General features: G+C 65.9%; 12 protein-coding genes. 5 read left to right on the forward strand and 7 right to left on the reverse strand.

The genetic code is table 11. From position 1 onward, the window contains the following. Nucleotides 1-195 precede the first annotated feature (195 nt). On the forward strand, nt 196-2,265 hold the full coding sequence (locus MIC448_RS10830; protein WP_144238036.1) for a hypothetical protein: 2,070 nt from the start codon (nt 196-198) through the stop codon (nt 2,263-2,265). A 70-nt stretch (nt 2,266-2,335) separates the two neighbouring features. Here the strand turns inward: MIC448_RS10830 and MIC448_RS10835 are convergent, their stop codons facing one another. Next, nucleotides 2,336-2,677 (reverse strand): hypothetical protein, encoded by a 342-nt coding sequence (locus MIC448_RS10835; protein ID WP_036299444.1) that lies wholly within the window; start codon nt 2,675-2,677, stop codon nt 2,336-2,338. Continuing rightward, nucleotides 2,674-3,849 (reverse strand): ATP/GTP-binding protein, encoded by a 1,176-nt coding sequence (locus MIC448_RS10840; protein ID WP_036299446.1) that lies wholly within the window; start codon nt 3,847-3,849, stop codon nt 2,674-2,676. Before MIC448_RS10840 ends, MIC448_RS10835 begins: the two co-directional genes overlap by 4 nt. Nucleotides 3,850-4,531: 682 nt before the next feature. Between MIC448_RS10840 and MIC448_RS10845 the strand changes: the two genes are divergently transcribed. Together MIC448_RS10845 and MIC448_RS10850 are read left to right on the forward strand one after the other, a co-directional pair. Beyond that, the gene (locus MIC448_RS10845; RefSeq protein ID WP_036299464.1) at nt 4,532-5,785 is read left to right on the forward strand and encodes an MFS transporter; all 1,254 of its coding nucleotides are present in this window, start codon (nt 4,532-4,534) and stop codon (nt 5,783-5,785) included. Next, entirely contained in the window at nt 5,754-6,527 is a 774-nt protein-coding gene (locus tag MIC448_RS10850; protein ID WP_081766355.1) for a MerR family transcriptional regulator, read from the forward strand. Before MIC448_RS10845 ends, MIC448_RS10850 begins: the two co-directional genes overlap by 32 nt. 21 nt (nt 6,528-6,548) lie before the next feature. Here MIC448_RS10850 and MIC448_RS10855 read toward each other — a convergent pair whose 3' ends face one another. The 5 genes from MIC448_RS10855 to MIC448_RS10875 form a co-directional block, all read right to left on the reverse strand. Then, nucleotides 6,549-6,956 (reverse strand): hypothetical protein, encoded by a 408-nt coding sequence (locus MIC448_RS10855; protein WP_036299450.1) that lies wholly within the window; start codon nt 6,954-6,956, stop codon nt 6,549-6,551. Nucleotides 6,957-7,022: 66 nt separating this feature from the next. Continuing rightward, nucleotides 7,023-8,432, reverse strand: a complete 1,410-nt coding sequence (locus MIC448_RS10860) for an NAD(P)/FAD-dependent oxidoreductase (RefSeq protein WP_036299452.1) — start codon at nt 8,430-8,432, stop codon at nt 7,023-7,025. Between the two features lie 31 nt (nt 8,433-8,463). Beyond that, entirely contained in the window at nt 8,464-9,312 is an 849-nt protein-coding gene (locus MIC448_RS10865) for a UbiA family prenyltransferase (RefSeq protein WP_036299454.1), read from the reverse strand. An 88-nt stretch (nt 9,313-9,400) separates the two neighbouring features. After that, complete coding sequence (locus tag MIC448_RS10870; protein ID WP_036299456.1) at nt 9,401-10,333, reverse strand: DMT family transporter; 933 nt, start codon at nt 10,331-10,333, stop codon at nt 9,401-9,403. A 39-nt stretch (nt 10,334-10,372) separates the two neighbouring features. Next, complete coding sequence (locus MIC448_RS10875; RefSeq protein ID WP_199484441.1) at nt 10,373-10,744, reverse strand: DUF4406 domain-containing protein; 372 nt, start codon at nt 10,742-10,744, stop codon at nt 10,373-10,375. Nucleotides 10,745-10,790: 46 nt separating this feature from the next. Between MIC448_RS10875 and MIC448_RS10880 the strand changes: the two genes are divergently transcribed. Then, nucleotides 10,791-11,552: a DeoR/GlpR family DNA-binding transcription regulator gene (locus MIC448_RS10880; protein WP_036299460.1), complete on the forward strand. Its 762-nt coding sequence runs from the start codon at nt 10,791-10,793 to the stop codon at nt 11,550-11,552. Nucleotides 11,553-11,561: 9 nt separating this feature from the next. Next, nucleotides 11,562-12,068 (forward strand): 2'-5' RNA ligase family protein, encoded by a 507-nt coding sequence (locus tag MIC448_RS10885; protein ID WP_036299462.1) that lies wholly within the window; start codon nt 11,562-11,564, stop codon nt 12,066-12,068. The last annotated feature ends 19 nt before the right edge of the window (nt 12,069-12,087 follow it).

Consider the following 12,087-nt stretch of genomic DNA (forward strand, 5'->3'; position numbering starts at 1 on the left):
AAGCCTCCCCATCGGTGGATCGAGGCTAAGGAGGCCGTCCTCGAGCAGCTCGCGAACGATTCTGCGGAAGGGGTCGCGGGTGTGGCTCGAGCGCGACTGGCGAAGGACAGCGCCGAGATTCGGCGCCTCGCGCAAGAAGAAGACCCGGTACTTCTAGAGGCCATCGCGCGAAACCCGCGAACGCCACCCGAGCTGATGCCTGAGCTCGTTCTGGCCATTCTCGATACGGCTGGAGAGGATCTTCTTCGTGACTACGCCAAGGAGGCGTCTACGCCGGCTGACGTGTTGCGGCGCTTTGCGGAGCACACAAGTGCAAGTGTCCGATTTGCGGTTGCGTCGAGATCGGCCACACCTTCGGACGTGCTGAAGATACTCGCCCTAGATTCTGCACCGAACATTCGAGCGGCTGCGGCGCGGATTCAGGGAATGCCCGTCTCCAGTCTCGTCAACCTCGTCGCTGACGCAGACAACGCCGTGCGAAAGGCCGTCGCAGGCAACGTGTCCATGCCGCCAGAGCTGTTGATGCGGCTCGCGGTGGATGATGTTGCTGACGTCGTCGCAGCTGTGGCAGCCAACGCATCAGCCACAGGACCAGTGCTCACGAAGATTGTGAACGACCAGCTCGCTCGTCGAGCTGGTCGACCTGCGAGACCCGCGTACAGCACCGAGCGTGACACTTTCCCGCTCGAACCTCTCATATCGGCTGGGGGAAACTCGAACACTCCCGATGAAGCTCTGACCGTGCTTGTCAACTCGGTCGCGGGGGTATTTGCGCGGTCGTCCTCTCCCCGCGATGAGCGACGCCTCGCAGAGGAGGCCCGTGTGTGGGCCGCTGTCGCCAGGAACGAGAAAGCCTCTCCGGATGTGCTGGAGGCTGTGGCTCGCAGCGCCCATCGCGAGCTTTGGATGAAGGGAGACCCTGATCGGGTACCTCGCGATCTTGAGGGGTCCCGTGAACGCATTCTGACCGACATCGTTGATAACAGTGGCTCCAGGGTCGGGACTCTCGAGTTTCTCAGCGACGGCGAATGGGTAGCCCGTCGGACGACGACGCGCAGCGAACGTGACGATGGTCACACCACCACATGGACAATCTGGGATGGCAGCGCAACGGCCGCCGCGAAAGCCGACATGGCGCGCAAGGTTCGGCGCGAGATCTCGCGCCGGAGTTGGCAGCGGGAGGACAGTCAAGCGGACCGGATCGGATTTGCCACCAATCCAGACGCAGCGCCTGAGATCCTCGACGAACTCGCCAACGATCCGGCGGATGCAGTCCGCCGGGCAGTCGCCGAGAATCGTTCGACGCCACCTGCTGCATTCGCGCGCCTCGCGGCGGACGCCGAACGTCTTGTTCGCATTGCCGCCGCAGGCTCCTCCCATCCAGACTCGGCGATTCGCGAGCACGAGCGTTCCGGATATACGCGAGAACCTCGTGAGGTCGCGTATCGCGATGGGTTTGAGTCGCTCGCCCAAGATGTTGATCCGGAAGTGCGCACCGCGGTCGCTTCGAACGCAGGCGCGTTCTGGGTCGCGCTGTCCGAGCCCGCTCGTAGCCGCATGGCATTCGATGAGCACCCGTCAGTCCGAGCGGCTGTGCTTACGTCGATCAGCGAACTAGATCACGTGTTCGGTGGCCTCGAAATCTCAGCAGCCGCGCTCCAGCACATGATCCAGACGGGCGGTCCCGAGACTTGGAGGACCCTGGCCGCGCGCTACGGGGAACTCCCGATCGCCATCCTCGAACAGCTGGCAAGCGCGGGAGACATCGAGACAACCCTCCTCGTTGCCAAGGACTACTACACGAAGGGTGATCTGCTCGTTCGGCTTGCAAGATCGACTGACAGGGATGTCGTTGAGGCGGTAGCGGCGCGACCTCGTTTCGGTGAGCAGCGCGATCTCAATGATGCGGTCGGAAATGCGCTCGTTCGTAACCCGCACGCGCCCGAAATCTTCCTCCGCCAGGTCGCGTACGGCGGGACGAAGGACGAGGACATGATCAAGCTTGCGATCTCCCATCCGAACTTCCCGGAGTCGATGCTCATCGGCCTAGCCAAGGGGACGGACCAACGTTGGATCATGGCCGCGGCGGCGAGCCGGAATCCGCAGGCCCTTGCCGCCGTCGCTGCGAACGATCAAGCCTCAGCTGAGGCACTCGCTTACGTCGCGACATACGGTGGGCACGAGGCTCGCGAGGCCCTGCTCCTCAACAAGAACACGCCGCCTGAACTACTTCTGCGCCTGATCGAACAGAATTCGCGCGGATAACAGCTCCGGCGCCTACGGTGGTCAAACTAGAAATGCCGGAGCAACATCGACTGGCCGGCCCGTCGCGACGTCAGCGTCTCTCCGGAGGCGCTGGTCGGTCCCAGACGCGATCGAAGGTCTCCTCGACTAACGGCCAAAGCTCTCGAATTGCGTCCTCTACTGACGAGATTGAGTCGGAGGTAGGTGAGAACACAACGAACTCGTGAGGGATAACGCGTCCGGCGGAGTCGCGCCGCTCCAGCGGGTCGGCGAAGCGTGCGACGACGACGTCGCCGTCCCTCCTAAAGGCGCGCATCACATTTTCGACACCGGTGAAATGGCGGAGGTACTCCGCCCGCGGATCGTCAAGGCCGGCATCGAGCAAGAACCGAAATCCCCAGGTCCTACCGCGCGTCGCCCAGATGAACGTCACCGACTGCTCCGGAGAAAGACCTCGTCGGCTTCGGCTTCATCGAGTTTCAGTTGGAAGCCCGTGAGAGTGCTCCGCAGGTTCTCATGCTTCGAGACCGCGTCTCGGTTCGCCGCTGTCAGCTTGTCGCCGCCCATCTTCGCCAGATCCTCAATCGCAGAGCCGAAGTGCGTCAGGATGAGGCCGAGGGAGGTCAGAAGTTTGTTGTCCTTGCCGGCGAGCTTCGTGGCCAGGGAGCCCAGTCCTCCGAGCGCGGCGGCCATCGAGACACCTCCCGCGACAAGGTGCTCGTATACCTTGCCCCGATCCGTCATCCCCTTCGCCCACTTGACGTGACGATCGAACGGAAGCATGGCAGCGAGTGGAAGGATCAAGTCGAGCCCCACGCGCTCCGTGACTTCGATCTTGCCGGGCTCGAACTTTCCGGACGAGAGCAAGATGAAGTCCTCGCCCACTGACAATGCTTCGGGTGCCTCGATGAAGCTCGCGAGCGTGCTCTCGAGCTCGTTGAGCTCATGGGTGGCCTTGTCGATCACGAGGTCGCGAAAATCGATCACGCTCATGTCCGGGAGCAGATCGCACTTCGAGAGCGCGAGTACCCAAATCCTGGGGAACTCGACGAACTTCTTGCCTCCCGCGAGCAGATCGTCTCGCATCAGGCGGAGACCGTTGCTCACATTGGCGAGGAGCGACTTCAAGTACCGCTCCTCCTCTCCAGCGTTGTCGACGAGCCGTTCCCCATCTACGAGGAGAAGAGCGACATCCGATCGAAGGAGCCGCCGGAATGTGGCTACACGCGCATCTGCCTCGGGTCCCTCGAGATCCTGAGCGAACCACTCGCCGGGGTAGTCATGCCAGACGATCTGCACTGCATCGAAGGGCCGACGCTTCTCGTCGTTCCCCTGCGGAGAGTCCTTTGCCCTAACCGTGAAGGCATAGGTTTCCGAGTCGAAGCGGGTAGTGAGCGGAACGGTCGCAGACCCGCGCATGCCGAGGTACGCCTGGTACAAGGAGCGACCCTGGGACTGCTTATCCGCGACCACCTCGTAAGGGTGCTCGGCCTTGTACGCCTGCTGCTGAGTCGCCCCATAGAACGATGAGACCAGGACGGTCTTGCCGCTGCCGCTCTCTCCAAAGACAGCGATCTGCTGCTCGATCTTCCGGTTCTTCGCCATACGTGAAACCTACCGAGTCCTGTACGGCCTCCGAGCGAACCTCGAGATGGACAAGTTGCGTGCCACTGGCTCATGCCGAACATGGACATTTCGTCTCGTCCTGCCCTGAAACCGTCGCATACGGGTGGACATCTCTGAGCGGTTCCTACAGCGGCGACGACGAGGGAAGCCTCCTCTGCCTCGTCGTCGGTCCAGTCGCTGAAGGTGCCGAACAGCTCGCGGACCTGGTCGGTCGTCATCTCGATCGTCCAGCGGTACCGATGGGTCTCGTCGATGGTGAACAAGCCGGTATGAACCAGCTTCCGGACCGTCGCTCCGAGGTCTTCCGGGTCTCCTGAGCGGGCGGCGTCGCGGCTCTGGACGATGCGTTCTACCTCGCGGCGGGAGGGCGTGACGTCTGCTGCGGCATCGCCGAAGACGTTGCGCCACGGGAGCGACGACTCCGGTTGCGAAGACATCACGCCACAGGTCCGCTGGGTAGGGCGGTCGCGCAGCTGTATAGTCTCCCGCCATGCCGTCGAAATGCATTGGCTCGAGGTCGGCCATTCTGCGACCCTAGCGATGCAAACACGAAGAGCGCCCTCTCGCTCGGGATGGCTCCCGTTCCATGTCACGCGATGATCAGCTCGCGACACGAGCCGTGGCTTGACTCCGCCCCTACGTCATAGTCGTGACGGGGTGCATGAAGCTCATCCCCGTCGCCTATCTGTCGTCCTACCTGCTTTCCCTGCTCGGCAACTCGATCGCCGGAGTCGCCCTGCCGCTCATCGTGTTGCAGGTCACCGGCAGCGCGCTCGGCGGCGGCGCGGTCGCAGCAGCAACCGCCATCCCCGCGATCCTCGCCGGGCTGCTCATGGGCGTGGTTATCGACCGGATCAACCGCCGCACGTCCTCCGTCGTCACCGACCTCGTGTCGGCCGCGGCAGTTGCCGCTCTCCCCGTGATCGATCTGATCTCGGGGTTGAGTCTGGGCTGGTTCATCCTGTTCGGAATCATCGGTTCGCTCGGCGATGTTCCGGGAATGACCGCGCGCGATGCCCTGCTTCCCGCGATCGTGCGGCACAGCGGGGTCTCCGCGGAGCGCCTGGTCGGAATCCGCGAGGCGCTCGGTGCGATTGCGCTGCTGCTCGGCCCCGCGGTGGCAGGCACGCTCATGGTTCTCTTCGACGGATCGACCGTGCTGTGGGTCACCGCAGCGACGTCACTCGCAGCGACGCTCCTGACCCTCCTCATCCCGCACCGCGTCGGGCGCATCGACACAACGAACGCTCGAGAGGCGGCCGTCGCGGGCAACGGATGGTCGGAACTCCGGGATGGTTGGCGGGTGCTGTTCCGCAGCCGATTCCTCGTTGTGACGACGGTGCTCAGCGCGGTGTCCCTCATCGTGCTGGCCTCCCTCCAGGGCTTGATCCTGCCCGTCTACTTCACGCTCGAGGACCAGCCCGGACTGCTCGGCTTCGTCCTGACCGCGCTCGCCGGGGGGATGCTGCTCGGCGGCACGATCTACGCCGTCGCGGGCACACGGGGCCGTCGACGGGTTTGGTTCCTGACCGGTTTGCTGGGCAGCACCGTCGGCTTCGGCATCATCGCGAGCCTCTCCTCGGTGTGGGCCGTGTTCGCGGGAGCCTTCGTCGTGGGGCTGTCGAGCGGACTCTTCGGCAGTCTGATCGGAGTGCTCATGATCGAGCGGATCCCGGAGCACCTGCGTGGGCGGGTCATGGGAACGCAGAACGCCGTCATGACCGCCGCCCCATCGGCCGGAATCCTCGCTGCCGCGGTGCTCACCGAATACGCGGGGGTGAACCTTGCGGCGATCGTGCTCGCCGGGTTGTGGCTGATCGCCCTCATTCTCGGACTGGCGGCGCGCTCGATGCGTAACCTGGAGCCCGGTGCAGAGCCGGAGGATGACGGGACGGCGGTGGTCGGGAGTGCATAGCGCGGAATTGGCGCGGATGGCCGGGGTCACCGTCCGGGCTCTGCGCCATTACCACCAGGTCGGCGTCCTCGCCGAGCCCGAGCGCGGCCGCAACGGCTACCGCGACTACGACGTGCATGACCTGATCCGCGTGCTGCGCATCCGGCGCCTCGCCGCGCTCGGCATACCGCTGGAACGGATGCCGGCCATCCTCGACGAGGCGGACGATGACGCCGGCGCGCTGCTGGACGAGTTGGACAGTGAGTTGGCAGCGCAGATCGAACGGATCGCCGGTCAGCGAGAGCTCATCGCGCGGATCCGTGCCCACGATGCCTTCCCGGATCTTCCCCCCGAACTCGCGCCGTTTCTCGCCGCTTTCGCTGCGGTGGGCCCGTCGCCCGAGCTGGCGAAGATCGATCGCGATCAGTCGGTGCTCCTCGCGCACCTCGTCGGAGAAGACGGTATGCCTGGGCTCGTCCGCTTCTATGAGCGAGTCAGCGAATCGACGGTGGTTCCGGCGGTGGCCGACCTGATCGCACGATTTGGCACTCTTGGGCCGAGCAGCACGGACGACGACATCACGGCGCTCGTGAAGGATCTTGCGGAGGAACTCGCACCCGTTCTGCTGGGCGAGTCGGATCCGCTCGAGCTCGGAGCATCCGTGAGCCTGCTGAGCGACTACATGACGGATGTTCTGAACGCGCAACAACAGCAAGCCCTCGACCGGCTCGCGGCGGTGCTGGAGGAGACTGCGCCTCGGTAGGGGGCGACGACCAACCCTCGGTCAGCGATCGGCCGAGGAGGAGGTGAGCGCGCGCTCGAATCGGTCGACCGAACCAGCGAGATCCGCCAGCTCGGCCGCGGTGAGGGCCACGTCGATCGACCCGTCCGTTCGATGCGCGAAGACCACGGGTAAATCGACCCCACTCGCCGCGGCGCGGAGTTGCTCGTCGAGCTCGTTGCGGTGCAGAACCACGATGGGCACCCCGAGTCGTGTCACCATGCGATTCCACTCGGGTTTCCGACGCACCGGCGAGTGCGTGATGTCGCAGAGTGCGCACTCGGCGGTGCCGAAGAGATGACCGATCACGTACCGTGCCTCGCCGACGAGACCGCCGTCGGCGTTGTAGACGCCGGTGTACTTCGTCACGGCCGCGCCCGGCACGAAGCCGTCGGGATGGGTCTCGGGCATACGCGCAACCCTATGACGCGCAGCAGCCCGGTGGCCGGGTCCGCCGCACTCCGACACGCGCCCGAGTCAGGCCGGATGCTTCGCGAGCAGCTTTGAGACGGCGATCATCGCCCCTCCGAGAACCGCCGGTATCCCCCCGCCCGGATGAACGGATGCCCCGACCCGCCAGAGCCACGGCGCCCGCAGGTCGTGGTGAGCCGGCCGATGGAGCGGCCCGCTCATCCACAGCGGTCGCGCAGCACCGTAGAGAGCGCCGTGCGGTTCACCGAAGGAGCCGTAGTACTGCGGGTCGAGCACGGTGGTCCCGACCATGCCGTCGGTCAGCGGCGCATCGAGGCCCATGGTGGTCGAGATGCGTTCGATCTCGCGGCGTACGAACGGGTGATCGAGTGAGTATTCCGCACCGTCCGCGGGACTGGTCAACAGGATGCCGAGGGTGCTCCGCTCGTTCGGATAGACCTCCCCGGCGCGGTAGTGATTGACGAATGCCATCGTGTCGGCGGGCTCGTCCCCCGCGGCGAGGCTGCGATGGAGCGCCGCCGGTTTGCTCGGGAGGATGACGCTGTGCGCGGCGACGTCCTCAGGGAGGGCTTCTTGCAATACGCCGTAGATCGCGATGGCGGAGCACGAGAGCGTGCGGGCGCTTCGGGAGACGGGCCGACCCAGCAGCTCGTTGAGGCGGTCGGCGTCGAGCGCGCTGACGACGAGATCGGCCGGATACTCGGCGACGGTGGTCGTGACCCGTCCGCGCCCTAGGCTCGTCACCGCTTCACCGGTGCGCACCTCGACGCCCGCGGCATCCGCGAGTCGCTGCAGGGCAAGTACGATCTCGTAGATTCCCCCGCGGGGCACCCAGGCGCCGGCCTCGGCCATGATCGCCGGCATGCTCGCGTAGAGCGCGGGGGTGCGCGCCGGTGAGACGCCCGCGTTGAGCGTGTGGATGGCGATGATCTCGCGCAGGCCGCCCGGCAACCACCTGAGGCTCTCGAGGTAGGCGCGAGTGTTCAGCCGCGTGCCGTAGACGGCGAGCAACCGACGCAGAGCGGGCAGAGAGGCCCGGTCGAGGGGATCCGCGAGCAGCAGCGCGGTGACATCGTCGGCGAGAGGGGCGTGCAGATCACTGAACCTCTGCCACGCCGGGTACCACGGGTGCGTGGGCGGCACAGGCAGCGGCACGATCTCGCCGTTGTAGTAGTACCGGCCGATCTCGGGCAGTCGTACGAGATCGAGCGCGCCGAGGTGCGCGATCGGAGGACGTCCCGCATCCAGCCGGCGCAGCAACTCGTCCCAGACGCCCGGGAAGGTGAACAGAGACGGGCCGGTGTCGACTCGTTCGCCGTCGAGCTCAACACGCCGACTCTTCCCGCCCACGGTCGGAGCGGATTCCAGCAGGGTGACCTTGTGTCCCGCTTGCGCGAGCAACGCGGATGCGGCGAGCCCGCCGAGACCGCCGCCGATGACCACGATCCGCATCATGACGGCGCCCCGCCTTCCCCGCACGCACGCGTCACGGGTAGACCCCGAAAAAGATGCCGGCAAGGATGAGCCCGCTCGCCACCGAGCCGGCGATGTATGGGAATGCAACCGACAGCGGATAGAGCAGCCGCCCGGTCGCGGGGGACGGTCGACGCAACAGCCAGACGATCAGGATGCCCGCGATCACGATGTTGACGGCGGCGACGGGCAGACTGACCGCGGCGAAAAACACGGTGGACACGAGCCACCACGCACCGCTCCACACGGCGGTCCCGCGCGGTCCGAGCCGGATCGCCGTTGTCATGATGCCCGACTCGCGGTCCTCCTCAATGTCCTGAACCGCGTCGAAGGCGTGCTTGGCGACGCTCCAGGCGAGCAGCCCGAGCACTGCGGGCCATACCGGCGGTACGCCGAGCGCAACCGGAACGATCAAGAGAGGCAGTGCGTATGCAGCGTTGCTCAGGGAGTCCAGGAACGGGCGTGTCTTGAATCGAAGCGGGGGCGCGGAGTAGAAGACGAAAACGCCCGCGTAGAGCAAGATCAGGGCGACCGCGAGAGGGGGAAGGGCGACGACGAAGTAGACGAAGAACGGCAGGTTCGACGCCGCGACCGCCCACGCGATCAGCCGGACCTCTCGCGGCTCGATGCGAGCGCCCTCGATGGACCCCTTGCGAGGGTTCAGCGCATCGGTTTCCTGGTCGTAGATGTCGTTGACGCCGTAGATCAGCAGATTGAATGGCAGGGACAGCCAGACGAGGATCGGAAGCGCCTGCGGGTCGAGCAATTGGCCGGTCAGCCACATGCCGACGACACCGGTGCCGATGGTGTTGATCCACAGCACGGGCCTCGAGATATGGATCAGCCGCGCGGCATTCGACAATGCCCTGGGCTTTCGCGTCCGGGGTTGGTCGATGGCAGTGCCCCTTGAGCTTTCCGTTGGCGCGTCAGTTGATGCGTACGCATCGATTTTACCGTTGCTCGTGCCCCTCGGGTCCGACCTGCCCTTCATTCCGCTCGGCTTCGGCCTCTTTGCGGGGATTGAGTTCGCTGACCACGGCGCCCGCGACGATGAACGCAGCACCGAGGATCGCGATCGCCGGCAGGCGGTCGCCGGCGATACGGCCGACGATTCCGGCCCACACGGGCTCGCCCGCGTAGATGATCGTTGCCCGGGTCGGTGAGACGGACCGCTGAGCCCAGTTCATCGTCAGCTGAATGATGCAGCTCGCCGCGCCGAGTGCCAAGGCTGATACGACCCACACCCACGAGAACGCGGGCAGCTGTTCGCCCACTATCGGCATGGTCAGCATCGCCAACAGCCCAGCGACGAGGAGCTGCACGACCGTCACGCGCCCGACGTTGACCTTGCGAGCGAAAACGCTGATCAGGATGATCTCGGCTGCAATCGGCAGCGTGCTGATGAGCGTCATGATCTCGCCCTCGCCGAACGTGAAGCCGACGCTCGTCGGGTCGGCGATCAGCATCAGCCCCGTGAACGCGAGGGCGACGCCGATCCAGGTCAGCAGCCGCGGGGGTTTGCGGAACACGATCCACTGCATGACGGGAACCAGCGGGACGTACAGGGCCGTGATGAAGGCCGACGTGCTGCTGTTGATGGTCTGCAGGCCCACGGTCTGCAGTCCGTAGCCGAGGAAGATCATCACGCCGATCGCCGAACCGGCGCCGATCTCTCTCCAGCGCATGCCCGGCAGGACGCGCGCGAAGATGACGGCGCTGATCACGCCGGCCGCGAGGAATCGCATTCCGACGAAGAACCAGGGCCCGCTGTACTGAACAGCGATGTGGACGACGAGGAACGTCGAGCCCCACACCGCGGTAACCAGGACGAGCGCGAGCTCTTGCTTGGACAGCAGCCGCTTGCGCGTCCCGGTTTTTGGCACGCTTCACACCCTATGGCTCGGGGGCCGGGCGGTCCGTGACTAAGCGGCCACGCCGGGGACCTCGGCCAACGCCGTGTAGACGGGCAGGCCGCGCTCTCGGGCGATTGCGACATCCTGATCAGCGCCGCGTGACTCCCCTGGCAGCCGTAGCACCGCGTCGCAGTGCTGCAGGAGCCGGTGCGCGACGGGATACATCACGTCCGCGGCCAGCGGGTCGGTGGGGCCGCTCGCCCCGGCGCTGGTCAATACGGGCAGGGCTACCCACTCCCCGATCATGGGAATGTGGCCCGCCTGGAACAGCGGCCACGCCGCCTCCTCCAGCCGGTCGAGGTTGCGGCGCATGAGTGCGGGGTCGCCATCGGTTCCGGATGCGTAGGGTCCGGCGATCAGAATCATCAAAGGCTTCGTCATAGTGGCAAGATAGTACAACAACGTGCAATAACGTGAAGGAGTGTGCATGCTTGCTGCATCCAGGAAAGATCTTTTGCTCGCACGATTGCGGTCGGACGGACGGATCGTCGCAAAAGAGCTCGCGTCCGAACTCGGCGTCTCGGAAGACAGCATCCGGCGCGATCTGCGCGAGCTCGACGCCGCGGGCCTCGCAACGCGCGTCTACGGCGGAGCGCTCCCGGCGTCGCCCGCCGTCGCCGACTACGCGGCCCGGCAGAGTGTTGCGACAGAAAGCAAGCAGCGGGTCGCCCGTTTCGCCGCAAGCCTGATCGAGCCCGGCAGCACCGTCATCGTCGACGGAGGAACGACGGCACTCGCCACGGTCCGTGCGTTGAGTCGGACCCTCGAGTGCACCATCATCACGCACAGCCCCACGATCGCCGCCGCGCTGCTCGATCACGCCGCCGACGTCATCATCCTGGGCGGGCGCTTGTTCAAGCACTCCGCGGTCGCGAGCGGCGCGGCAGCGGTCGAGGCGGCGCAGGCGATCAGTGCTGATCGATTCCTGCTCGGGGTGACGGGCGTCCACGAAACGGCCGAACTGACGACGGGCGACGCGGACGAGGCCGCGATGAAGCGCGCGCTCGCCGCACGAGCGAGCGAGACGTATGTGTTGGGCAGCGCGGAGAAGATCGGCGCGGTGTCGCGGTACCGCGTTCTCCCACTCGACGAGGTCGCGGGGATCATCGTCGACGGTGCGGACGAGGCATCCGCTCCGACCCTGGGTGCCCTCGCGGATCACGGCGTGCGCCTGCTGCGGGCCGGGTAGATTTCCGGGATGGGCGATGTCGTGAGCATCGAGCTTCTGCTCGACGACGAGACGCAAGGCTCCGTCCGCGCCGACTGGGAGCACCTGGCGCGAGCCGGGCATTCCAGCCTCGCCGCGCATACTGCGCCCAGCAACCGCCCCCACATCACCGTGCTGGTGCGCCAGTCGTTGCCGCTCGTCGACTTCGCCTCAGCCTCGGCGCTGTTGCCCGTGAGAGTGATGCTCGGGACGCCCATCGTGTTCGAACACGGCGATCGCGGCGTTCTGGCCCGACCGGTCGTGCTCGATGAAGCGCTCCTCGCCGTCTACAACGCGGTGCGGGCTGCGGTGCCGCCGGGAGAGGATGCGCCGCACACAGATCCGGACTCGTGGACCCCGCATGTGACGCTGGCCCGGCGCCTCCGGCTCGCGTCGCTCGATGACGCCCGCGCGCTGCTCGGACCGGAGCGGGTGGGATGGGCCGTCGGGCTCCGGCGAGGGGATTCACGGACGCGGACGGTAACAACGTTCGGGTAGCGTGTGCCGCCCGCACGAC

The organism is Microbacterium sp. C448 (genome assembly GCF_000582705.2).
In the GTDB taxonomy this organism is placed as follows: Bacteria; Actinomycetota; Actinomycetes; order Actinomycetales; family Microbacteriaceae; genus Microbacterium; species Microbacterium lacus_A.